Here is a 23,365-nt window from a genome sequence, read left to right as displayed (position 1 = left end):
GTCAGAGCCCCGCGTAGTAGACGTAGGAGATGCGGTCCGCCACCGAGTCGGGGACGGGCATCCGCTCGCCGGCGGACCGCTTGGCGACCTGGTCCAGGGCGTCGGGCTCGGCCTCGATCTGGTCGAGGATCACGCGGACGGCGTGCTCGACGGGAAGGAACCGGTTCGGCAGCACCGAGCAGGCCCGGTAGGCGGCGAACGGGTCCGCCCGGGGGTTGAGCCGCAGCAGCGAGGGCAGGTCGTCCCAGTCGTCGGGGAAGCCGGAGCCGGTGTGCGGCTGCGGCACGAGGACGGCCTCGCCCTGGTTGCGCAGCAGGCCGAGGCGGGCGAGCTGCCACACCGCGGCGAGGAAGGGGCAGGACCAGGTGCGCTGCCCGTCGGCGTCGTCGCTCCACAGCTCGACGTCCAGGAAGACGGAGTGCCGGCGGGCCGCCGTCTCCCGCGGCGGCTGCCAGGCGACGGCGCGCTTCATCGCCTGCGGGGCGCGGGCGACCGGGCTGCGTTCGCCGTTGGCCAGCCAGCCGCTCTGCGTGGCCGGCGGGCGCAGGCCGTAACTGCCGGGCGGCGGCGACTCGACGATGCGGCCGGCCACCGCCTCGGCGACGGGCACCTTGCCGGTGACGGCGCAGCCGGACTCGCGGGCGAGGTAGTCGACGGTCAGCCCTGCCCGCTCGGCCTCCGCCAGGAGCATGGGGACGACCTCGGCGGGGGTGGAGAAGCGCGCGAAGTAGTCGTCGATGAGGAAGCAGGTGCTGATCCGGGCGCGTTTGCCGCCGGTGCGGGCGGTGGCGGCGGCACGGGCGGCGGCCACCCAGGGCTGTACCTGGGTGAAGTGCTCGCGCAGCCGCTCGGGTCCGGCCTCGAAGTCCTCCATGTAGAGGTGGCCCAGCTCCAGGGAGAGATGGGCCAGCGGCACCGCCTCGGTGCGCGGCTCGGCGGCCGTCTCGCGGAACCCGGTCTCCGTCACGGCCGCCCCCAGTACGTGTCGTCCGTCAGGCGCCGGGCGATCTCCTCCAGCGCTTCCAGGGTCTCCTTGTTGGCGATCTGGGTGGAGAGCACGTCCTCCTCGGTGATCAGCTGCTCGCGCCACTGGAGTATGGGCTCCAGCGGCACGACGCCGAGGACGACGCTGTCGCCGATGCGGTGCTCGGCGGCGAGCCGGCGCAGTGCCTCGTCGCAGGCCTGCATCCAGGCGGCCTGCGCGGGCGAGCCCTGCGACCACAGGGGCGACTCGGGGTCGGGTACGGCGGCCCGTACGAAGCGGGTGGCGGCGCGCAGCGCCTTCTCGTCGTGGCCGCGTTCCACGCCGCCGCGGATGATGCCGTGCTCGGCGTGGACCAGTCCGGAGGCGGCGATCACGTGCTGGCGGGTCCAGCGGTGGAAGACCAGCCAGCGGAAGGGGACGAACTGCATCCGGGGGTGCGCGGTCGCCGCGAGGACCATGTCGACCGCGTAGCTGCGGCCGGCGCTGAGGTCGACGACGATCAGGTCGAACTCGCTGTTCAGGCGCAGCAGCAGGTCGACGCAGCGTTCGAGGGCGTCCTCGCCGGTGGCGAACTCGCCGCCACCCGCGTCGCCGGGGAACAGGACCAGCCGCCCGGACTGGTTGGGGCGGGCGCGTAGCAGGGGGTGCTCGGTCTGCCGCCAGACGTCGATCCTGACCGGTTCGGCGGTCTCGCCCTCCAGGTAGGAGTGGAGGCCGCGTTCCTCGGTGCCGCGCATGGCACCGGGCACGTCGAAGACGGCGGCGGCCGTGGGCGAGCCGAAGTCGAAGTCCACGTAGGCCACGTGGTCGCCGGTGAGGGCGCGCTGGTAGGCCAGGTTGGCGCTGGTCACCGAGCGCCCGGTGCCTCCCTTGTCGGAGGCGGCGAAGACGAGCACGCTCACACCTCCTGTGCGGCGGCGCCCCTGGCCTGGGCCAGGGTGTCGAGTTCCTGGAGGACGGGGAGGGCGAGCGCGAAGGCGGTGGCGGGCCGGTCGTCGACCAGGCTGCGGGCGTGGTCGAGACGGCTCTCGATGCTCCGCATCGCCCGGGCCCTGCTCCCGTCGGCGGCGGCGGAGGCCTCGAGCTGCTCCTTGCCGAACAGGTGGGTGGCCTCGCTGAGCAGTTCGCGCGCCAGTTCGGCGAGTTCGGGGCTGCGGATGGGCTGCTGCTCGTACAGGTTCCGGGCGGCCACGAGGCATTCGGTGACGCGCTCGGTGATGCTCCAGGACATGCGCAGTTCGGCGTCGTGCGCGTCCGGGTAGACGGCCCGGACGTTGTCCCAGAGGCCGGCGCCATCGTCGTCCTCTATCCGCCGGTTCCACAGGTGTTCGAAGGTCTGCTCGGCGAGGCGGAGCAGCCGGTCCTGGGCGCCGATGTTCCGGGAGAGTTCGGCGAGCTGGATGATCCGCTTGAGGAGCTGGGCGGAGAAGTCGGTCATGCGCCACAGCAGGGGGCTGCCGGAGCGCTCGGATCCGGCGAGCGGCATGGTGACGCCCGGATTGTGCAGCCGGATGGTGGGGTCGTCCCGGGTCATCCGGCTGGTGACGCGCCCGCGGTCGGCGAGGCGTTCCATGATGGCGACGGTGCGGGTCAGGTCGTCGTCGGTGGCCTTCCGGCGGACCAGGTCGTGGACGAGGATGGCGGCGACGGTGAGGGAGAAGTACTCGGACTCCAGCTGCAGGCCGGTCGTCTGCCAGGGCAGGTCCTCCAGCGGCCAGCGCTCGGAGCCGAAGCGGGCGATGGCGGACCAGTACTGCTGGCTCAGTTCCCAGCGCAGCCGCAGGGCCTCGGCGAGTTTCTGCTGGTCGGCGTCGAGCAGACCGAGGGTGAGGGTGCGCTCGGAGAACAGGTCCTGGATACCGTCCAGGGCGACGACGGTGAAGTACACGTAGGGCAGCCGGTCGGCGATGCCGTCGGGCTGGCCGGGCACCTGCACGTCCAGGTCGGTGACGCGGGGCGCGTCCTGGACGATGCCCCAGGCCCAGCCGCACTCGAAGAGCTGGCTCTCGTCCCGGATGCCCTCGTCGAACTGGATGCCGCGGGTGAGGCTCTCGATGATGGTGGCGCGCAGGGGCCGTAACCTCCGGGAGAACTGCTGGAGGGCGATCCGGTCGGACTGTCTGCCCTGGCCGATGACCTGGATCAGCCTGCGGCCCTGCTCGGACTCGGCGTCGAAGACGTTGACCGTGAAGGAGCGCAGCAGGCTGATCATGGCGGAGGTCAGCCGGGCGTTGGTGGCCTCGCGCAGCTCGGCGATCGCCTTGAGGATCTCGGGGCGGGTGGTGGTGGTCTCGTAGACCTTGAGGTACCCGAGGGTGGCGAGTGAGAGCGTGACGGACATGGAGAAGGAGTCCACCACGCCGAGCTGGCTCTGCTCGTGGGTGATCTTCCCCTGGGGGTCGGCCGGTTTGAAGTAGTGCCCGCCGGCGAAGGTGGGGCTCTCGTCCGGCCCGGTGTGGGTGCGGGTGAACTGGGCGAGCGCGGTGATCAGGTTGGCGGGGATCTCCAGCCGGGTGCCGACCCGCTCCAGCGCGCGCAGCACGTCCCGTTCGGTCGTGTCGGGCTGGTCGAGGCGGAAGGCGGGCACCTCGGTCGCCGGATACAGCAGGCAGAGCAGCCGCTCGGCGTCCGCGACGCTGCTCAGCCCGTCGGTGGGCCCCTGGACCAGCTTCCCGTCGTCGAACGAGTGGCGGGCCATGGCCTGCCAGATGTCCAGCAGGTGCTGGCGTGGCTTGATCTGCATCCCCGTACCCCTCGTACAGATCTCGTTGCCCTGTGTGTCAGACCGTGCGCTCGGACATGGTCCCCGTTCTCACGGGGCGGCAATCTCCGCGTTCCGCTGCCCCAGGGCGAGGAGAATTCCCTCGTGTCCCGGCCGCACCACGTGGTGCAGGTCGTGGATCTCCAGTTCCTTGCAGAAGGGGGTCAGGCTCTCCCTGGCCCGCTCCTCGTTCACCCGGTAGGCCGGGTACTGGTGCTCCCCGACCCGGTAGCCGACCGACTCCTTCATGAACGCGGCGGCGAAGGGCGCGCCCTCGTTGAGCGCGTTCATGAAGCAGCGCACGCCCCGCTGGAACTCCTCGGGGCACTCGGACATCGAGTCGGCGACGAAGAACATCGTCCCGAGGTCCCAGCGGCGCTGCCCGTCGAGGTCGAAGAGGTTGCCGCGCTCGACCCGGACGATCTCGCTGAACCGGGCTCTCGGCTCGAGGTCGCGGTAGGCCGGGGCCACCCGCAGCTCCTCCCAGAAGGCGTCCCAGGCCGTGTCGTATCCCCGGGGGGAGGCCTGCCGCTCCAGGTACTCGACGTTCGGTCCGGCGTACTCCAGCAGGAGCACCTTCTCGCACCAGGGCAGCATGGACAGGGCGGGATACAGATTCGCACCGGCACCGACGTCGACACCCCGGACGGCATCCGGTACGGCTCCCGCGAAACAGCGGCTGAAGTAGTCGCGCATGAGGCGCACGATCAGCCGGTCGACCTCGAGCGGGGTCCGGTAGTTGTTGTCGACATACACCTCTGGATCGAACTTCGACCAAGGCGCGTCGGCATTGCGGTCCATAGTCACCCTGCCGCGTTCCGTTCGCTTGTGGACAAGACCGTGCGCACGCGAGCGCGGGTCCTGTGGACGCCGGCCATGGAAAGAGGCGTCTCCTTGCTCGCAAGATAGGCCGCCGCAGGACATCCGGACAGCCGGGAACCCGCCAGTCCACATCTTCCGGGCGCACGTCAGGCGCACCGTTGCACAACCTAACTCTCCCTTGCACAGCGGGAGTTGGGCGCTCACTCTAGCCAGAAGGAGCACCGGCCGCCAGCGGGACCCGTCATTCCTTCGAGTGTCGCGCCGTTGCCCGTCGAGTTGACGTCCGCACATCCTGACTGGGGGTTGCATGACCGCCGAACCACTGGAACGCGCCCTGGACCGCCACGAGCAGCTCGCGCAGCGGGGGCCGTTCCCGGACACCTTGCCTCCGCTTCTGCGGACGGCCCGGGAGTCCGACCTTCCCGAACTGCGACGACTCGACGAGGAGGTCTTCCAGGAGGTCGCCTATCCGGGCTTCCTGCTGCGTCAGCTCTTCGACATGTACGCGGAGCACTTCCTGGTCCTCGACGACGGCGGGGGCCGGCTGCGCGGCTACGTGCTGGCCGCCACGACGACGCCGGCGCTCGGCCGGGACAGCTGGATCCTCGGCCTGTGCGTGACCCTGGACCGGCGCCGGCACGGTCTTGGCCGGGAACTGATGACGGAGATCCTGGCCCGGCTGCGCCGGGACGGCATCGAACGGGTCCGGCTCACCGTGGAGCCCGCCAACCACGCCGCGATCCTGCTCTACCGCTCCCTCGGCTTCCGTCCCGAGGAACCCGACGCCGGGCTGCGCCGGGACTACTTCGGGCCCGGCATGGACCGCCACGTGCTGCGCCTGGACCTCACGGGAGGCCGCTGAGCGGGGTCAGGAAGGGGTGCCCGCTGACTCCAGCAGCCGGGTCACGTCGTCCGAGCGGATGGTCAGCGCCGCGCCGACCGTCGCCAGGGCGTCGCGCTCGGCGGGCGTGTAGGGGCCGTCGGCCAGGGCGATGCGGGCACCCTGGAGGAGGATCGACTCACGGCCGACGGCGGCGAGGTGCGGGGCCAGCGGGTCCAGCGCCTCGTGCAGTTCTATGGCCAGGCCGGGCACGCAGGGCTCGTCGCGCACCCGCCCGGTGTCGGCTTCGAGCGCCTCGACCAGCGCGCCGAGCTGGTCCTCGGTGCAGTCCTCGAAGCCGGCCGCGCGCACCGCGACGGCCGCCGTCTCCAGGGACGTACGGGAGGAGGTGCCGCCCGCCACGAGCACCGCGAGGGCGACGGTGTGGACGGCGTCGCGGAGCATCGCGGAGAAGCGGGTGGTGGTCGGGTGGTCCAGGACGTCGGTGCCGTAATGGCGGCGACAGGATGCGCACTCGACGGTGGGCGCGGACTCGCCGCGCGGCAGCACCGGCACCCCGAGCAGGGTGAAGCGGCGGCGGCCGGCGAGGCGCTGGTAGTTGCGGTCGCCCCCGCAGCCGGCGCAGAAGAACTCGCCGTCGCCGACGGGCGTCCACGCGGTGCGCGTGCCCAGGATGCGCGGCAGCCGGGCAGCTCGGTCGTCTCGTCCCCGTCCAGGCAGCACGTCGCACCTCCGTAACGGCGCGGCAGCATCGCCGCGCTGGCGTGATGTTAGCCACATCACCGACGTGGAGTCAGTACCCGGGGAGAGACCTTTCCGTGACCTGCGTGTGGAGATGGCCGGTATACGACGGGGCCCCGCCCGCCGTTTTCCGGCGTGCGGGGCCCTGAACCACCGATTCGGCTGGTCAGCGAGCCGCCCGGTTGACGGCGGAGACGACCGCCTTCAGCGAGGCACGGGTGGTGTTCGCGTCGATTCCGATGCCCCACAGGACCTTGTCGCCGATCGCGCACTCGATGTACGAGGCGGCCTGCGCGGAGGCGCCCTCGCTCATCGTGTGCTCCTGGTAGTCCAGCAGGCGTACGTCGATGCCGACGCCCTGGAGCGCGTGGAAGAACGCCGAGATCGGGCCGTTGCCGCTGCCGACCAGGGTGGTCTCCGCGCCGTCGACCGTGGCCTCGACGGTGAGGGTGTCGACGCCGTCGCGGTCGGTCGTGGTCTGGCCGTTCTTGACCTGGATGCGCCCCCAGGGGTTGTCCGGGTTGGGCAGGTACTCGTCCTGGAAGACGTCCCAGATCGCCGTCGGCGTGATCTCGCCGCCCTCGGCGTCCGTCTTGGCCTGGATGAGCCTGGAGAACTCGATCTGCATCCGGCGGGGCAGGTCCAGCTTGTGGTCGTTCTTCAGGACGTAGGCGATGCCGCCCTTGCCGGACTGCGAGTTGACGCGGATGACCGCCTCGTAGGAACGGCCGACGTCCTTGGGGTCGATGGGCAGGTAGGGGACGGCCCACTCGATGTCGTCGACGGTGACGCCCCTGGCCGTCGCGTCGGCCTCCATGGCGTCGAAGCCCTTCTTGATGGCGTCCTGGTGGGAGCCGGAGAAGGACGTGTAGACCAGGTCGCCCACGTACGGGTGGCGCGGGTGGACCTCCATCTGGTTGCAGTACTCCCACGTCCGGCGGATCTCGTCGATGTCGGAGAAGTCGATCTGCGGGTCGACGCCCTGCGAGAACAGGTTCATGCCCAGGGTGACCAGGTCGACGTTGCCGGTGCGCTCGCCCTGGCCGAACAGGCAGCCCTCGACGCGGTCGGCGCCGGCCATGACCGCCAGCTCGGCCGCCGCGACCGCCGTGCCGCGGTCGTTGTGCGGGTGGGCGGACAGGCAGACGTACTCGCGGCGGGAGAGGTTGCGGTGCATCCACTCGAAGCGGTCCGCGTGCGTGGACGGCGTCGAACGCTCCACCGTTGCGGGCAGGTTGAGGATGATCTCGCGGCCGGGGCCGGGCTGGTAGGTGTCCATCACCGCCTCGCAGACCTCCAGGGCGAAGTCCAGCTCGGTGTCGGTGAAGATCTCGGGGCTGTACTGGTAGCCGAACTCGGTCTCGGGGCCCAGCAGCTTCTCGGCGTACTCCATGACCAGGCGGGTGCCGTCCACGGCGATCTGCTTGATGTCGTCCTTCGAGCCGCGGAAGACGACGCGGCGGAAGACGGGGGCGGTGGCGTTGTACAGGTGGACGGTGGCCCGCCGGGCGCCCTTCAGGGACTCCACCGTGCGCTCGATCAGGTCCTCGCGGGCCTGGGTCAGTACGGAGATGGTCACGTCGTCCGGGATGGCGTCCGGGTCCTCGATGATCGACCGCACGAAGTCGTAGTCGGTCTGGCCGGAGGCCGGGAAGCCGACCTCGATCTCCTTGTAGCCCATCTTGACCAGCAGGTCGAACATCGCGCGCTTGCGGGCGGGCGACATGGGGTCGATCAGCGCCTGGTTGCCGTCGCGCAGGTCGGTCGAGAGCCAGCGGGGGGCCTGGGTGACGCGCCGGTCGGGCCAGGTGCGGTCGGGGATGTCGACCTGCTCGTAGCCGCGGTACTTGGTGGTCGGCATGGAACTGGGCTGCTGGCGGTTGGCCATGATCGCGTGGGCTCCTCGTGATGTCCGCGGTGTCCGCGTGTCCGGAAGGACGGCCGACGCGCAACACCAAGCACCGCGGGGAGGGAGTCGGCCTCTTACAGGCCCTCGCCGCGGCAGCTAAGGAGAAGCAGCCCGTAACGCATAGTGCCCAGCACCTTAGCCGAGCCTCGCCGGTCACGCGGGTCCGTATCAGTATGCGGGACCACAGAGGGAACCCGGACAAAAAGTGCCGTATACCACTTCCGGCTGCTCACCGGGCCCTCTTGGCACCGCATTCCACCGATCATGGTTGCAGGTAGTGACAGTAGAGTCACACAGTGCGATGGTTCCGGGCATGACGACCAACGGGGGCTTCGAGCCCGTCTTCTGCACCATCGTGCCGCCGCACGTCCTCGACAAACTGGCCCGGAACGAGGACCCCGTGCTCGCCGGGCCCGCGCGCCGGACCATCCAGCGCGACGCCGCCGAGCGCACCCGCCGCGGTCTGACCACCGTCATCGGCGCCCCCACCGTGACCCCGCGCGCCGGCGCCGAGGCCGGCAGGCCCCACCGCACGATCTTCGACGCCCGGCACGGCACCGACCTGCCCGGCCGCAAGGTGCGGGGCGAGGGCGACGAACCCGGCCGGGACGCGACGGTCAACCGCGCCTACGCGGGGCTCGGCGCCACCTTCGAGCTGTTCCTGACGGCGTACCGGCGCGACTCCATCGACGGCGCCGGCCTGCCGCTGGACGCGACCGTGCACTACGACCGCGAGTACAACAACGCCTTCTGGAACGGCGAGCAGATGGTGTTCGGCGACGGGGACGGGGAGATCTTCCTCGACTTCACCATCCCCGTGGACGTGATCGGCCACGAGCTGACGCACGGCGTCACCCAGCACACCGCCAACCTGACCTACTACGGCCAGCCGGGCGCGCTGAACGAGTCGGTGTCCGACGTCTTCGGTTCCCTCATCAAGCAGTACACGCTCGGTCAGACCGCCGCCGAGGCCGACTGGCTGATCGGTGCCGGACTGCTCGCGGAGCGGGTGACGGGGGTGGCGCTGCGCTCGATGAAGGCGCCGGGCACGGCGTACGACGACGACGTCCTCGGCAAGGACCCGCAGCCCGCGACGATGGACGACTACGTGCGCACCGGCCGGGACAACGGCGGCGTGCACATCAACTCCGGCATCCCCAACCACGCCTTCTACCTGCTCGCCACGGAGCTGGGCGGGCACGCCTGGGAGCGGGCCGGGCAGGTCTGGTACGACGTCCTGACCGGGGGCGAGCTGCGGGAGGACGCCTCGTTCACGGACTTCGCGGCGCTGACGGTGGCGGCCGCCCGGGAGCGCTACGGCGACGCGGACGAGCTGGACGCGGTGCGCAAGGCCTGGGAACAGGTCGGGGTGCGCACGCGGTAGTTCCGTACTAGACACGGTCCCATGCGGATTCAGGTGAGGCGCACAGGAGGCTTCGCGGGCATCGAACGCCACGCGGAGGTCGAGACCGCGGAACGCCCCGACGCGGCCGAGTGGCACGCCCTGGCCGAACGGGCGGTCGCCGACGGGCGGAGCACGCCGCCCGTCGGGGTGCCGGACGGGTTCAGCTACCAGATCACCGTGGACGGCAGGACGGTGTACGCGGCCGATCCCCGGCTGACGGACGAGCAGCGCAAACTCATCTCGCGCGTGCTGAAGGAGGGCGCGTAACACCGCGCGCAACACCCTTGACGCGCAAGGGCGTTGACTTCCGTTACCGGGGGTACGGATGATCCGCGCATGGCGACCGACGCGAGCAACCCGGTACCCCGGTTCCCCGACGGCTTCCTGTGGGGCGTGTCGACCTCGGCACACCAGATCGAGGGCGCGGCCGACCTGCGCGAACGGTCCGTGTGGGACGTGTTCGCGGACCGGCCGGGGCGGATCGGGGACGGCTCGACGGCGGCGGTGGCCTGCGACCACTACCACCGCTACCGCGAGGACGTGGCGCTGCTCGCCGGCCTGGGCGTGGACGCCTACCGGTTCTCGGTCTCCTGGCCCCGGGTGAACTCCCCCGGGGGCCTGGACTTCTACGACCGCCTGGTCGACGAGCTGTGCGCGGCGGGCGTCCGCCCGATGCCGACCCTCTTCCACTGGGACCTCCCGGCGGACCTGGACTGGCTCGAACGGGACACGGCGTCCCGGTTCGCGGAGTACGTGTCGGTCGTCGCGCGGCGGCTCGGCGACCGGGTCGGCACCTGGCTCACCCTCAACGAACCCGCCGAGCACACCCTGCTCGGCCACGCCCTCGGCACCCACGCCCCCGGCCGGGAGCTGCTGTTCGACGCCCTCCCGGCGGCCCACCACCAGCTCCTCGCGCACGGTCTGGCGGTACGGGCCCTGCGCGCGGCCGGCGCGAGCGACATCGGCATCGCCAACTCGCACGGGCCCACCTGGCCCGCCTCGGACACGGCCGCCGACCGGGAGGCGGCCGAGTTCTACGACATCCTGCTGAACCGCCTGTTCGCGGACCCCCTGCTGCTGGGCCGGTACCCGGACGGCATCGGCGACCTGATGCCGGGCGACGTGCACGCCGACCTGGAGGTGATCTCCGAGCCGCTGGACCGGTACGGCGTGAACTACTACGCGCCGGCGCGGGTGGGCGCCCCGCAGGACACCGAGAGCGGGACCGGCGGCGTGCGGCTCCCGGCCGGGCTGCCCTTCTCGGTGCACCCGGTCGAGGGCCGGCCGCTGACGGACTTCGGCTGGCCCGTGGTCCCCGAGGGGCTCACGGAGCTGCTCACCGGCCTGCGCGACCGCTACGGCGACCGGCTGCCGCCGGTCGTCATCACGGAGAACGGCTGCTCCTACGAGGGCCTGGACGACCAGGAGCGCATCGCCTTCCTCGACGGCCACGTCCGCGCCCTGCACCGGGCGCTGGAGGCGGGCGTGGACGTGCGCGGCTACTTCGTGTGGTCGCTGCTGGACAACTTCGAGTGGGCCGAGGGGTACGCGCGCCGGTTCGGGCTGGTGCACGTGGACTTCGCCACGGGGACGCGGACGCCCAAGGCGTCGTACCACTGGTTCCGGGACCTGCTCCGCGGCCGGCGGTGAGTGCCCCGGGGCATACCCGGGGGCCGGTCGGATAAAAGACCTGGGTGCTGTCGGCGGGGAGTCGTACGCTGGGAGGCAGCAGACACACCTGTCACGCGGCGCACGCCGCAGAGGAGGACGTGCAGGCCTCGAGCGCCGGCCCATGACTCAGACACCCTCAGCTCACACCCCCGCGCAGGGGCAGGCGAGAGCACACTTCACCGTCCCCGCCCAGCACCCCATGGTGACCGTCCTGGGATCCGGCGACGCCCTGCTGCGCGTGATCGAGACGGCCTTCCCGGCGGCCGACATCCACGTCCGGGGAAACGAGATCAGCGCGGTCGGCGACGCCCATGAGGTCGCCCTGGTGCAGCGCGTGTTCGACGAGATGATGCTGGTGCTGCGCACGGGGCAGCCGATGACGGAGGACGCAGTGGAACGCTCGATCGCCATGCTCAAGGCGAGCGAGAACGGGGAGAGCGACGGCCAGGAGACCCCGGCCGAGGTGCTCACGCAGAACATCCTGTCCTCGCGCGGCCGCACCATCCGCCCCAAGACGCTGAACCAGAAGCGGTACGTCGACGCGATCGACAAGCACACCATCGTCTTCGGTATCGGCCCGGCGGGCACCGGCAAGACCTACCTGGCGATGGCCAAGGCGGTGCAGGCCTTGCAGTCCAAGCAGGTCAACCGCATCATCCTGACCCGTCCGGCGGTCGAGGCCGGCGAGCGGCTGGGCTTCCTGCCGGGCACGCTCTACGAGAAGATCGACCCCTACCTGCGCCCGCTGTACGACGCGCTGCACGACATGCTCGACCCGGACTCGATCCCGCGGCTGATGGCGGCCGGGACGATCGAGGTCGCGCCGCTCGCGTACATGCGCGGCCGGACCCTCAACGACGCCTTCATCATCCTGGACGAGGCCCAGAACACCAGCCCCGAGCAGATGAAGATGTTCCTCACCCGTCTCGGCTTCGACTCGAAGATCGTGATCACGGGTGACGTGACGCAGGTCGACCTGCCCGGCGGGACCAAGTCGGGTCTGCGGCAGGTGCAGGAGATCCTGGAGGGCGTCGACGACGTCCACTTCTCCCGGCTGACGTCCCACGACGTCGTCCGGCACAAGCTGGTGGGCCGTATCGTCGACGCGTACGAGAAGTACGACAGCACGAATGGCACCGAGAACGGCGGGCACAAGGGGCGCGGCAAGCCCGGTGCCAAGGCCTCCCAGGGGAAGTAGACCAGCACGACCATGTCGATCGACGTCAACAACGAGTCCGGAACCGAGGTCGACGAGCAGGCGATCCTCGACATCGCCCGCCACGCGCTCGCGCGGATGCGCATCCACCCGCTCTCCGAGCTCTCGGTGATCGTCGTGGACGCCGACGCCATGGAGCAGCTCCACATCCAGTGGATGGACCTGCCCGGTCCGACGGACGTCATGTCCTTCCCGATGGACGAGCTGCGTCCGCCGTCGAAGGACGACGACGAGCCGCCGCAGGGCCTGCTCGGCGACATCGTCCTGTGCCCGGAGGTCGCCGCCAGGCAGGGCGCCGAGGCGGAGACGCGGCACTCCATGGACGAGGAGCTCCAGCTGCTCACCGTCCACGGGGTGCTGCACCTGCTCGGCTACGACCACGAGGAGCCCGACGAGAAGGCCGAGATGTTCGGCCTCCAGGCGGCCATCGTGGACGGCTGGCGTGCGGAGAAGGGCCTGACCGGCCCGTCCCCGGCCCCGACGGTCTCATGAGCCTCCCGCTCGTCGCCGGCGCCGTCGCCCTGGTCGTGGTCGCCTGGCTCGCCGCGTGCGCGGAGGCCGGCCTGGCGCGGGTGTCCAGCTTCCGCGCCGAGGAGGCGGTGCGCTCCGGGCGGCGCGGCAGCGCCCGGCTGGCCAAGGTCGCCGCCGACCCCACGCGCTACCTGAACGTGGCGCTGCTGGTCCGCGTCGCCTGCGAGATGGCCGCCGCCGCGCTGGTCACGTACGCCTGCCTCAAGGAGTTCGACGGCACCGGCGAGGCGCTGGCGATCGCCATCGCCGTGATGGTGCTGGTGTCGTACGTGGCCGTCGGGGTGTCCCCGCGCACCATCGGCCGTCAGCACCCGCTGAACACGGCGACGGCGGCGGCGTACGTCCTGGTGCCGCTGGGCCGGGTCATGGGCCCGATCCCGTCGCTGCTCATCCTCCTGGGCAACGCGCTCACCCCCGGCAAGGGCTTCCGCCGCGGCCCGTTCGCCTCCGAGGCGGAGCTGCGGGCGCTGGTGGACCTCGCCGAGAAGGAGTCGCTGATCGAGGCCGAGGAGCGCCGCATGGTGCACTCGGTGTTCGAGCTGGGCGACACGCTCGTGCGGGAGGTCATGGTCCCGCGGACCGACCTCGTCGTCATCGAGCGGTACAAGACCATCCGCCAGGCCCTCACCCTCGCCCTGCGCTCCGGCTTCTCCCGCATACCGGTCACCGGTGACAGCGAGGACGACATCGTCGGCATCGTGTACCTGAAGGACCTGGTGCGCAAGACGCACATCAGCCGGGACGCGGAGGGCGACCTGGTGTCCACGGCGATGCGCCCGGCCTTCTTCGTGCCCGACACCAAGAACGCCGGTGACCTGCTGCGCGAGATGCAGAAGGAGCACAACCACGTCGCCGTCGTCATCGACGAGTACGGCGGCACGGCAGGCATCGTCACCATCGAGGACGTCCTCGAGGAGATCGTCGGCGAGATCACCGACGAGTACGACCGCGAGCTGCCGCCGGTCGAGGAGCTGGGCGAGGACCGTTTCCGGGTCACCTCCCGCCTGGACATCGGGGACCTCGGCGAGCTGTACGGGCTCGAGGAGTTCGACGACGAGGACGTGGAGACCGTCGGCGGCCTGCTGGCGAAGGCGCTCGGCCGGGTGCCGATCGCCGGGGCCACGTCGATCGTCGGACTGCCCGACGGCCGCGAGCTGCGGCTGACGGCGGAGGCCTCCGCGGGCCGCCGGAACAAGATCGTGACGGTGCTGGTGGAGCCGGTGGCCCCGGCCAGGGCCGGCGCCGAGGAGGCGGCGGAGTGACGCCCCGGCAGCTGCGCGCGCTCTGCCTGTCCTTCAACGCGGCGGTGGAGGACTTCCCCTTCAACCCGGAGACCTCGGTCTTCAAGGTCCAGGGGAAGATGTTCGCCCTCACCGCGCTCGACGCGCGGCCGCTCACGGTCAACCTCAAGTGCGACCCGGAGGACGCCATCCGGCTGCGCGCCGAGCACGAGGGCCTGATCGTGCCCGGCTGGCACATGAACAAGCGGCACTGGAACACGGTGACCGCCGACGGCGGGCTCCCGGATCGCGTCGTCCGGGAGCTGGTCGAGGACTCGTACGACCTGGTCGTCGCCGGCCTACCGCGTGCGGACCGGCTGCGCCTCGACCGTCCCTGAGCGGCGGGTCCGCAGTCCGGCCGCGATCAGGGCGGCCGCCGCGAGCACGATCACCGCGTCCAGGACCAGCACCGTGTGCACGCCGGAGCGCAGGTCCGCCGAGGTGGTGGCCAGCACGCCCAGCAGCGGGATGCCGACGGTGATGCCGACCTGCTGCGTGGAGGTGACCAGGCCGGTCGCCAGGCCCTGCTCCTCGTCGGGGACGCCGGAGGTGACGGTCAGGCCGTAGGAGATGATCGCGCCCAGGTGGCACATGCTGGCTAGGGACACCGCGGCCGTGGCCAGGACCACCGACCAGCCGCCCTCCCCCAGGGCCGTCAGGGACAGGCCCAGGGCGCCCTGCCCGGCGAGCGCGCCGACCAGGGTGCGGCGGGCGCCGAAACGGCCGATGACGCGGGGCGCGTACGTCCCGGCCACCACCGACAGCACGCCCTGCACGCCGAAGACCAGCCCCGTCCCGAAGGCGGACAGGTGCAGGACCTCCTGGAGGTACAGGGTGAGCACGAAGACCACCGTGGACATCATCGAGAAGGTGACGAGACCGCCCAGGTTGCCCCAGGCCACCGTGCGGCGGCGCAGCATCGGCAGGGACACCAGCGGGGCGGCGGTGCGGGACTCGACGACCGCGAAGGCGGCCAGGAGCAGCAGGCCCGCGACGAGACCGACGAGGACGTCGGTACGGCCGAAACCGTGCTCGGCGGCCGTCGACAGGGCGTAGATCAGCGAGAGCAGCCCGCCGGTGACGGTGACGGCGCCGGGCACGTCCAGGCGGGGGCGGTCCTGAGTGCGTGACTCGGGCAGCAGGCCCGGGGCGAGGGGCAGCACGACCAGGGCGAACAGGGTCAGCAGGCCCATCGTGGAGCGCCAGCTCAGCAGGTCGGTCAGCACCCCGCCGGCCACCATGCCGACCGTGAAGCCGAGCGAGAGCAGGGTGCCGGAGATGCCGAGGGCGCGGTCGCGGGCCGGGCCCTCGGGGAAGGTCGTCGTCAGCAGGGACATGCCGGTCGGCACGATGGCCGCCGCGCCGAGGCCCTGCAGCGCGCGTCCGACGAGGAAGGAGGCCGGGTCCCAGGCGAGGGTCGCCAGCAGCGAGGCGGCGCCGAACAGCGCGAGGCCGGCGAGGAACAGCCGGCGGCGGCCGTAGAGGTCGCCCATGCGGCCGAAGAGCAGCAGGAAGCCGCCGGACGGCAGCGCGAACGCCGTGACCGCCCACTGGAGGGCGGACTGGTTCATGCCGAGGTCCGCGCCGAGGACGGGCAGGGCGACGTTCAGGACGGAGAAGTCGAGCGCGACCATGAACTGGGCGGCGCACAGCACGAACAGGACGAGCCGGTCGCGGGGCGAGAGCCGGGCCGCGGCCGGTGTGCCGACGGGCGCCGGCGGGGTGGAGGTGGAGGTGTCGATCGCCATGGACAAGAGCCTGGGGGCGCCGGAATGATCGTGGGGAGCGGCCAGTTGTCCTGGTGGTGACACCACCAGCCGGGAATCAGGGGGGAATCGGCACGTGACGGAAACCGGGCTCAAGACCCATCGGCGGCGCGAACTGCGGGAGTTCCTGATGAGCCGCCGCGCACGCGTGACGCCGGCCGAGGCGGGGCTGCCGGACGGCGGCGGGCGGCGCCGCACGCCGGGGCTGCGCCGCGAGGAGGTCGCCGTGCTCGCCGGGGTGGGCGCCTCCTGGTACCAGTGGCTGGAGCAGGGCAGGGACATCTCCGTCTCCCCGCAGGTGCTGGACGCGGTCGGCCGCGTGCTGCGGCTGAGCGACGCCGAGCGCCGGCACCTGTACCTGCTGGCCGGGCTCAATCCGCCCGCGCCCGAGGTGGAGCCCGAGAGGCGGGACATGTGCGACGGGCTGCGGCGGCTGATCGACACGTGGATGCCGTATCCGGCGCACATCATGGACCGGTACTACAACTGCGTGATGTACAACGAGGCGGCCGCGCTCGTGCTGGGCATGCGCCCCGACACCACGCAGAACTGCCTGGTCGACTTCTTCACGGACCCGCTGTACCGGGCCAGGTCCAAGAGCTGGGAGCGCAACGCCCGTACGGTCGTCGCCCAGTTCCGCGCGGCGTGCTCGGCCAGTCCCGACGACGAGGGCTTCCGGGCGGTGCTGGCCCGGCTGCGGGACGACAGCGCCGACTTCCTGCGGCTGTGGGAGGAGCGGGACATCGAGGACGCGGGGCAGATCCGCAAGGAGCTGGAGCATCCGCTGGTCGGTCTGCTGTGCGTGGAGTCGACGGCGCTGAAGGTGCCCGCCCGGCCCGACCTGACGATCGTGCTGCACACGCCGCTGGACGAGGCGAACACCGCCGCGAAGCTGGAGTGGCTGGCCTCGCCCCAGGGGCGGCGCGGGGCGATGTACCCGGTGGCGGGGTGACCGGCGCGGTGCCTCCGTATGCTCTGACCATGACCGACACCACCGACCTCGACCCCGAGGACCGCAAGATCGTCACCCTGGCCCGCTCCGCCCGCGCCCGCAACGGCGTCCCCGAGGGCGCGGCGGTCCGCGACGAGACCGGCCGTACCTACGTCGCCGGGACCGTCGCCCTGGACTCCCTGAAGCTCAGCGCCCTGCGCACGGCGGTGGCGATGGCGGTGGCGTCCGGTGCGAGGTCGCTGGAGGCGGCGGCCGTGGTGACCGATGCCGGGTCGGCGTCGGCCGAGGACCTGGCGGCGGTCCGGGACCTCGGCGGTGCGGGCACCCCGGTGCTGGTCGCCTCGCCCGACGGGACGGTCCGTGACACGGTGAGCGCGGACTGACCCCCGACCGCCCCGCCGGGTCCGCTCCCGGCGGTGGTACGGCGGGGCTCCGGGGATCAGGGACAATGGGCGCCATGAGCGTGCGTACCCAGTCATCCGAAAAGCCGGCCGAGGCTGTCCACCGGGCCGGTTTCGCCTGCTTCGTGGGCCGCCCCAACGCGGGCAAGTCCACCCTCACGAACGCTCTGGTCGGGCAGAAGGTGGCGATCACCTCGAACCGCCCGCAGACCACCCGGCACACCGTGCGGGGCATCGTGCACCGTCCGGACGCCCAGCTGATCCTGGTCGACACCCCGGGCCTGCACAAGCCGCGCACGCTGCTGGGCGAGCGGCTGAACGACGTGGTGCGCACGACGTGGGCCGAGGTGGACGTCATCGGCTTCTGCCTGCCGGCGAACGAGAAGCTCGGGCCGGGCGACCGCTTCATCGCCAAGGAACTCGCGGGGATCAAGAAGACCCCGAAGGTCGCGATCGTCACGAAGACGGACCTGGTCGACGGCAAGACGCTGGCCGAGCAGCTCATCGCGGTGGACCGGCTCGGCGAGGAGCTGGGCATCACCTGGGCGGAGATCGTCCCGGTGTCGGCCACCGCGAACCAGCAGGTGGACCTGCTCGCCGATCTGCTGATCCCGCTGCTGCCGGAGGGCCCCACGCTCTATCCGGAGGGCGACCTTACGGACGAGCCCGAGCAGGTCATGGTCGCCGAGCTGATCCGCGAGGCCGCGCTGGAGGGCGTGCGCGACGAGCTGCCGCACTCCATCGCCGTGGTCGTGGAGGAGATGCTGCCGCGCGAGGACCGCCCCGCCGACAAGCCGCTCCTGGACATCCACGCCAACGTCTTCATCGAGCGCCCCAGCCAGAAGGGCATCATCATCGGCCCCAAGGGCAAGCGCCTGAAGGACGTCGGCATCAAGTCCCGCAAGCAGATCGAGGCCCTGCTGGGCACCCCCGTCTTCCTCGACCTGCACGTGAAGGTCGCGAAGGACTGGCAGCGCGACCCCAAGCAGCTCCGCCGCCTCGGCTTCTGAGGGCGGCCGAGGGCGGCGGCGGTCAGGCCGGGCGGCGGAAGCCGATGGTCGGGACCGCCCGCCGCAGGGGCCACGGCGTGGCCGGCTCGTCCGGGACCAGGTCCGCCAGGAACGCGTACCGGCGCAGGGCCGCCGGGTCCTGCCCCTCGACCGACCGGACCTCGTGCCACCAGGTCGCGATCTCGGACCAGCCCGGCGCCGACAGCGAGCCGCCGAACTCCTGGACGGAGAGGGCGGCGGTCAGGCCGGCGAAGGCCAGGCGGTCGGCGAGCGGCCAGCCGGCCAGGGTGCCGGTGACGAACCCGGCGACGAACACGTCCCCGGCGCCGGTCGGGTCCAGCGCCTCCACGGCGATGGCGGGGACCTCGGCGCTCTCCCCCGTCCGCCGGTCCACCGCGTAGGCGCCCTCCGCGCCGAGGGTGACCACCGCGAGCGGTACGTGCTCGGTCAGGGCGTGCGCGGCGGCGCGGGGGCACGTGCTGCCGGTGTAGCGCATGGCCTCCTCCGCGTTCGGCAGGAACGCCTCGCAGTGCGCGAGGTCGGCCAGCCCGGCCAGGTCCCAGGCGCCGGTGTCGTCCCAGCCGACGTCGGCGAAGATCCGGGTGCCCCGCGCGGCGGCCTGCGCGATCCACGGGGCGCGGACCCCGGGAGTGAGGGAGGCGACGGCGGCACGCGCGCGCGGCGGGCAGTCGGGGGACGGCTCCCCGGGCGGCGGCTCGTGGCCGTGGGAGACCATCGTGCGCTCCCCCTCGTACGCCATGGAGACCGTCACCGGCGAGTGCCAGCCGGGCACCGTGCGCGAGGGGGTCAGGTCGATGCCCTCGCCCCTGGCGAGCGCGTCCCAGCAGTAGTCGCCGTAGTGGTCGTCGCCGAAGGCCGCGGCCAGCGAGGTGCGCAGGCCGAGGCGGGCCAGCGCGGTCGCCATGTTGGCCACGCCGCCCGGGCTCGACCCCATGCCCCGGGCCCAGGACTCGGTCCCGCGCACCGGGGCGGAGTCGAGCCCGGTGAAGACGACGTCGAGGAAGACCGTGCCGGTGAGGTACACGTCCCAGGGCGGGTCCTGCGGGGTGCGCAGGCCGGCCAGGGGGTCGAGCTGCGGGTGCCGGTCCGACCCCTCGTCCTGCGGGTGGCGGTGTGTTCTCTCGTCGGCGGACACGGCGGTCATGACGGTCCCGTCGGACGCCGCGGACACGGTGGTCGCTGTCACGGTGCGCTCCCTGGCATGGTGCGGTTCAGGCCAGTGTGCACCACGCCGTCGACGAGCCGGGGAAGGGTTCACCAGCGCGGCACGGACGGAGCGGCCCACTTCGGGTCGGCGGCACGCATCGCCGCCGCGTCGTCGCGGTTGCGGAGGGCGCCGTCGTCGTCGAGCCAGCGGCGGTGGAGGAAGGCCAGCCGGTCGCGGTCGAGTTCGACGCCGAGGCCGGGGGCGTCGGAGACGGTGACCCGGCCGCCGTCGAAGGTGAGCCGCTCGGTGAGCACGTCCTCGGACTGCCAGGGGTAGTGGGAGTCGCAGGCGTGGTGGAGGTCCGGGACGGTGGCCGCCACGTGGGTCATGGCGGCGAGGCTGATGCCCAGGTGGGTGTTGGAGTGCATGGAGACTCCGACGCCGAAGGTGCGGCAGACGGCGGCTAGCCGCTGGGTGTTGCGCAGCCCGCCCCAGTAGTGGTGGTCGGAGAGCACGACCTGGACGGCGCCCCGGGTGAACGCCTCCGGGATCTCGGCGAACGTCGTCACGCACATGTTGGTCGCGAGGGGCACCCCGGTCTTCGCGGCGACCTCGGCCATGGCCGGGGTGCCGAGCGCGGGGTCCTCCAGGTACTCCAGCACGTCCCCGAGCTCCGCGGCGACCCGGAGCGAGGTCTCCACGGACCAGGCGCCGTTGGGGTCGAGGCGCAGCGGGTGGCCGGGGAAGGCCTCGGCGAGGGCCCTGATCGCGGCGATCTCCTCCTCGGGCGGGAAGACGCCGCCCTTGAGCTTGAAGGACGTGAATCCGTACCGCTCGGTGAAGGCGCGGGCCTGGGCGACGACGCCCGCCGGGTCCAGGGCGGCGCCCCAGTCGTCCGGCTCGCACGCCACGCCCTCGGGGTGGCCGGCCCACTTGTAGAACAGGTAGGCGCTGTACTCGACGGCGTCGCGGACCCTGCCGCCCAGCAGCGCGTGCACGGGCAGGCCGAGCGCCTTGCCGAGGGCGTCGAGGCAGGCGACCTCGAAGCCGGAGACGACGGACAGGCGCAGCTTGTCGGCGGTCTGGACGCCGCGCAGCCCGCCGACGTCCACCCGGCCGGAGACCCGGGAGGAGTCGACGGCGACCTCGTCGGCCATGCCGAACAGGCCGTTGAGGTCGCTCACCCGGCGCCCGACCAGCTTGTCGGCGAAGGGGCGTGCCAGCTCGAGGTACTTGGCGTCGCCGTAGGTCTCGCCGACGCCGGTGATCCCGTCGGCGGTCTCCACCTCGACGATCAGGCGCGGGGTGTACGGCTGGTGGACGCCCTGGGTGTTGAGCAGGGGCGGGTCGGCGACGAGGATCGGCGTCAGGCGGACGTCGGTGACGGTGAGGTTCACAGGGCGGCTCCTACGAGGTCGGGTCCGGCGGCGAGCAGGGTCCTGGGTTCACGGGGCCGGGGCCGGTGCCGGGACCCACGCTCTCACCACCGTCTCCGTATGTAGATGTCGTCCACGTACGGAGATGGAGATTAGATACGCGTACGGGAGCCGTCAATGGGCCGGCGGCGTCCGTCTACGATCGGCACATGTCCGGGACAGGGGGCGCGGCGGGCGGCGTCCGCGAGGTGAAGTCGGCGGCGCGCACGGTCGAGCTGCTGGAGGTGCTGGCCGCGCGCGGGGACCGCCCGGCCCGGCTCCAGGAGCTGGCGGACGAGCTGGGCGTGCCGCGCAGCTCGATGTACGCGCTGCTCCAGACCCTGATCTCGCGCGGCTGGGTCCGCACCGACGTCACCGGCTCGCTGTACGGCATCGGCATCAGCGCCCTGCTCACCGGCACCGGTTACCTCGACTCGGACCCCCGGGTGCGGGTGGTGCGGCCGTATCTGGACGAGGCGTCCGAGGCGCTGGGCGAGACGATCCACCTGGGGCGGCTCGACGGGCACGACGTGGCCTACCTGGCGACGCGGGAGTCGCACGAGTACCCCCGCACGATCAGCAGGGTGGGGCGCCGGCTGCCCGCCCACGCGGGCGCCCTGGGCAAGGCGCTGCTGGCGGAGCGGCCGGACGACGAGCTGCCCGAGGGGCCGTACGAGGCGCTGACCCCGAACACGCACACCGGCAGGGAGTCCCTGGCGGCCGACCTCGCACAGATCCGGGAGCGCGGCCACTCGGTCGACCGCGAGGAGGGCGTGACCGGCATCGTCGGCTTCGGCTTCGCGCTGCGCCACGAGGTTCCGGCCCTGGACGCGATCAGCTGCTCGGTGCCGGTGGCCCGTCTGACGCCGGATCACGAGGCGCGGATCGTCGCGGTGATGCGGGAGATCCGGGCCAAGGTGGAGGCGACGATTCCGGCCGGGAGCGGCTCGGTCCACTGGCGATAGCGCCCTCTGCTACCCCGGCCCACCGCACGCAAACACAAATGTGATCCAGATCACGGCGGGGTGGCTGTTTCGTGCCTCCCCTGGCTTGATACAAATTGCCCGCGCGTTCCTGTCCGTCGGACGGTCGTCGCCCCCTCCGCCTCCCACGTCCCTTTCGCATGCCCTGGGAACGCCCGTGCTCGCCCCCCGTACCACTCCCTGGCCCCTCGTCGCCCTTTTCACGGCCGGGTACCTTCCTCCCTATCTGCTGCCGACCACCGTCGGCAGGCTCGACACCAGCCTGCCGCTGACCACCACGCAGGCCGGCGCCGTCGGCAGCGCCCTGCTGCTGAGCTCGGCGACCGCGGGCTTCCTGCTCGCCTCCCGGGTGCAGCGGATCGGCGCCCGGACGCTGGCCCGGTTCGGGCTCGTGCTGGCCGTCGTCGGCTACGGCTCCGCCGCGCTCACCACCGCCGTCCCGGCCGTCGTCGCCGGCGCTGTCCTCGGCGGTTTCGGCTCGGGTACGGCCACCACGGTCGCCGCCACCCGGATCGCCGCCGAGCGGGACCCGCACCGTGCCTCCACGCTGGGGCTGCTGACCGTGTCCGCGCTGGCCGGCGCCGTCTACCTGACGGTGCCGCACCTCGGCCGGGCGCACGGCCTGCCGCTGGCCGCGATCGCGCTGACCGCCCTCGCGGTGTGGCCGCTGACCGGCCGCCTGCCGGGCGGGACGACCGCGTCCCCGGCCGCGCCCGGCACGGACCCCACCGCTCCGCTCCCCCGCCGCCGCTCGGGACTCGTCCTCGCCGCGACCGTGCTGTGCTGGTCCCTCGCGCAGAACTCCCTGTGGGGCGTCAGCGGCCGGATCGGGCTGACGCAGGCCGGTCTGGGCGACGCCGCCCTCGGGGCCGTCTTCGCCGTCGCCCTGGGCGCCGGACTGGTCGGCGTGCTGGCGGCCGGCGCGCTCGGACCGCGGCTCGGGCGGGCCATGCCCATCGGCGCGGGCACGGTGCTGATCGCGGGCTGCATCGCGGTGAGCGCGTCCGCGACCACCCCCACCACGTTCGCGACCGGCGAGATCGCCTGGAACACGCTGTACCCCGTCGTCCTGTCGTACCTGATCGGCCTCGCCGCCTCGCTCGACCCGCGCGGCCGGTGGGCGGTGCTCGTCGGGTCGGCGTCCTCGCTGGGCACCGCGGCCGGACCGCTGACCGGCAGTGTGCTGTCGGCGCAGGCCGGCTACGCGGGCATGGGCCTGGTCCTCGGCGCCGGGCTGCTCCTGGCCGCCCTGCCGATGACGGCCGTCGCCCTGCACACCGGCGGGCGCCCGCTGCTGCCCGGCGCGATCCGCCGCCGCGGCGGCACCCCGGCCGCCCTGGTCGCCGCCGCCACCGGCACGCCGAGCGGGGCCGTGCCCGAGGTCGGCGCCACGGAGCAGCCGGTCGTGGAGATCGACGTGGACGCGCCGGCCGTCGCGGTGCGGCACGCCTACGACACGGCGGGACCCCGGTCGGCGGCCGCCACACCGGGGTCCGGGACGGGCTGAG

The 23,365-nt window shown here is 72.3% G+C and carries 22 protein-coding genes; 13 read left to right on the top strand and 9 right to left on the bottom strand.

From position 1 onward, the window contains the following. Position 1: 1 nt before the first annotated feature. The 4 genes from ACFWJB_RS29350 to ACFWJB_RS29335 all read right to left on the bottom strand — a co-directional run bounded on the left by ACFWJB_RS29350 (position 2) and on the right by ACFWJB_RS29335 (position 4,547). On the bottom strand, positions 2-967 hold the full coding sequence (locus ACFWJB_RS29350) for an SCO2522 family protein (protein WP_386926008.1): 966 nt from the start codon (positions 965-967) through the stop codon (positions 2-4). After that, positions 964-1,881 carry an SCO2523 family variant P-loop protein gene (locus ACFWJB_RS29345; RefSeq protein WP_385460335.1) on the bottom strand — a complete coding sequence of 306 codons (918 nt, stop codon included), beginning with the start codon at positions 1,879-1,881 and terminating at the stop codon, positions 964-966. Before ACFWJB_RS29345 ends, ACFWJB_RS29350 begins: the two co-directional genes overlap by 4 nt. Before the next feature lie 2 nt (positions 1,882-1,883). Then, positions 1,884-3,728, bottom strand: coding sequence for an SCO2524 family protein (locus ACFWJB_RS29340; protein WP_385460298.1), 1,845 nt, complete (start codon positions 3,726-3,728; stop codon positions 1,884-1,886). A gap of 69 nt (positions 3,729-3,797) precedes the next feature. Then, the gene (locus ACFWJB_RS29335; protein ID WP_385460296.1) at positions 3,798-4,547 is read right to left on the bottom strand and encodes an SCO2525 family SAM-dependent methyltransferase; all 750 of its coding nucleotides are present in this window, start codon (positions 4,545-4,547) and stop codon (positions 3,798-3,800) included. Between the two features lie 328 nt (positions 4,548-4,875). On the opposite strand from ACFWJB_RS29335, the gene ACFWJB_RS29330 reads away from it, so the two are divergent. Beyond that, entirely contained in the window at positions 4,876-5,430 is a 555-nt protein-coding gene (locus tag ACFWJB_RS29330; protein WP_385460294.1) for a GNAT family N-acetyltransferase, read from the top strand. A gap of 6 nt (positions 5,431-5,436) precedes the next feature. Here the strand turns inward: ACFWJB_RS29330 and ACFWJB_RS29325 are convergent, their stop codons facing one another. Together ACFWJB_RS29325 and leuA are read right to left on the bottom strand one after the other, a co-directional pair. Further along, positions 5,437-6,132: a TerB family tellurite resistance protein gene (locus tag ACFWJB_RS29325; RefSeq protein ID WP_385460292.1), complete on the bottom strand. Its 696-nt coding sequence runs from the start codon at positions 6,130-6,132 to the stop codon at positions 5,437-5,439. A gap of 184 nt (positions 6,133-6,316) precedes the next feature. Continuing rightward, a complete protein-coding gene (leuA, locus tag ACFWJB_RS29320) occupies positions 6,317-8,038 on the bottom strand; it encodes a 2-isopropylmalate synthase (RefSeq protein WP_385460290.1) in 1,722 nt (573 codons plus the stop codon). A 334-nt stretch (positions 8,039-8,372) separates the two neighbouring features. On the opposite strand from leuA, the gene ACFWJB_RS29315 reads away from it, so the two are divergent. The 7 genes from ACFWJB_RS29315 (at position 8,373) to ACFWJB_RS29285 (ending at position 14,500) form a co-directional block, all read left to right on the top strand. Beyond that, complete coding sequence (locus ACFWJB_RS29315) at positions 8,373-9,443, top strand: M4 family metallopeptidase (protein ID WP_385460288.1); 1,071 nt, start codon at positions 8,373-8,375, stop codon at positions 9,441-9,443. Positions 9,444-9,464: 21 nt separating this feature from the next. Next, entirely contained in the window at positions 9,465-9,731 is a 267-nt protein-coding gene (locus ACFWJB_RS29310) for a protealysin inhibitor emfourin (protein WP_385460286.1), read from the top strand. 69 nt (positions 9,732-9,800) lie between these two features. After that, on the top strand, positions 9,801-11,114 hold the full coding sequence (locus ACFWJB_RS29305) for a GH1 family beta-glucosidase (RefSeq protein WP_386926004.1): 1,314 nt from the start codon (positions 9,801-9,803) through the stop codon (positions 11,112-11,114). Positions 11,115-11,256: 142 nt separating this feature from the next. Continuing rightward, positions 11,257-12,333: a PhoH family protein gene (locus ACFWJB_RS29300; RefSeq protein WP_385460282.1), complete on the top strand. Its 1,077-nt coding sequence runs from the start codon at positions 11,257-11,259 to the stop codon at positions 12,331-12,333. Between the two features lie 12 nt (positions 12,334-12,345). After that, positions 12,346-12,843 carry an rRNA maturation RNase YbeY gene (ybeY, locus tag ACFWJB_RS29295; RefSeq protein WP_385460280.1) on the top strand — a complete coding sequence of 166 codons (498 nt, stop codon included), beginning with the start codon at positions 12,346-12,348 and terminating at the stop codon, positions 12,841-12,843. Continuing rightward, the gene (locus ACFWJB_RS29290) at positions 12,840-14,144 is read left to right on the top strand and encodes a hemolysin family protein (RefSeq protein ID WP_386926001.1); all 1,305 of its coding nucleotides are present in this window, start codon (positions 12,840-12,842) and stop codon (positions 14,142-14,144) included. Before ybeY ends, ACFWJB_RS29290 begins: the two co-directional genes overlap by 4 nt. Then, on the top strand, positions 14,141-14,500 hold the full coding sequence (locus tag ACFWJB_RS29285; RefSeq protein ID WP_385460276.1) for an MmcQ/YjbR family DNA-binding protein: 360 nt from the start codon (positions 14,141-14,143) through the stop codon (positions 14,498-14,500). The genes ACFWJB_RS29290 and ACFWJB_RS29285 overlap by 4 nt, the downstream gene beginning before the upstream one ends. Here ACFWJB_RS29285 and ACFWJB_RS29280 read toward each other — a convergent pair. Then, on the bottom strand, positions 14,462-15,910 hold the full coding sequence (locus ACFWJB_RS29280; protein WP_386925999.1) for an MFS transporter: 1,449 nt from the start codon (positions 15,908-15,910) through the stop codon (positions 14,462-14,464). The two genes, ACFWJB_RS29285 and ACFWJB_RS29280, sit on opposite strands and share 39 nt — an antisense overlap. A gap of 148 nt (positions 15,911-16,058) precedes the next feature. On the opposite strand from ACFWJB_RS29280, the gene ACFWJB_RS29275 reads away from it, so the two are divergent. The 3 genes from ACFWJB_RS29275 (at position 16,059) to era (ending at position 18,291) form a co-directional block, all read left to right on the top strand. Continuing rightward, positions 16,059-16,880, top strand: coding sequence for a helix-turn-helix transcriptional regulator (locus ACFWJB_RS29275; RefSeq protein ID WP_386926027.1), 822 nt, complete (start codon positions 16,059-16,061; stop codon positions 16,878-16,880). Between the two features lie 29 nt (positions 16,881-16,909). After that, complete coding sequence (locus ACFWJB_RS29270) at positions 16,910-17,263, top strand: cytidine deaminase (protein WP_385460272.1); 354 nt, start codon at positions 16,910-16,912, stop codon at positions 17,261-17,263. A 74-nt stretch (positions 17,264-17,337) separates the two neighbouring features. Continuing rightward, a complete protein-coding gene (era, locus tag ACFWJB_RS29265) occupies positions 17,338-18,291 on the top strand; it encodes a GTPase Era (protein ID WP_385460270.1) in 954 nt (317 codons plus the stop codon). A gap of 22 nt (positions 18,292-18,313) precedes the next feature. Here the strand turns inward: era and ACFWJB_RS29260 are convergent, their stop codons facing one another. Then, on the bottom strand, positions 18,314-19,498 hold the full coding sequence (locus ACFWJB_RS29260) for a carbohydrate kinase family protein (RefSeq protein ID WP_385460268.1): 1,185 nt from the start codon (positions 19,496-19,498) through the stop codon (positions 18,314-18,316). 68 nt (positions 19,499-19,566) lie between these two features. After that, positions 19,567-20,856: a glucarate dehydratase family protein gene (locus ACFWJB_RS29255; protein WP_386925995.1), complete on the bottom strand. Its 1,290-nt coding sequence runs from the start codon at positions 20,854-20,856 to the stop codon at positions 19,567-19,569. Between the two features lie 188 nt (positions 20,857-21,044). Between ACFWJB_RS29255 and ACFWJB_RS29250 the strand changes: the two genes are divergently transcribed. Continuing rightward, positions 21,045-21,839, top strand: coding sequence for an IclR family transcriptional regulator (locus tag ACFWJB_RS29250; RefSeq protein WP_385460264.1), 795 nt, complete (start codon positions 21,045-21,047; stop codon positions 21,837-21,839). A gap of 175 nt (positions 21,840-22,014) precedes the next feature. Beyond that, a complete protein-coding gene (locus tag ACFWJB_RS29245; RefSeq protein WP_385460262.1) occupies positions 22,015-23,364 on the top strand; it encodes an MFS transporter in 1,350 nt (449 codons plus the stop codon). Position 23,365: the final 1 nt, after the last annotated feature.

The sequence above is a fragment of the Streptomyces sp. NPDC127100 genome (genome assembly GCF_042724095.1).
Taxonomy (GTDB): domain Bacteria; phylum Actinomycetota; class Actinomycetes; order Streptomycetales; family Streptomycetaceae; genus Streptomyces.
Note: the sequence above shows the minus strand (reverse complement) of the source record. Positions and strands in the feature narration are given on the sequence as shown.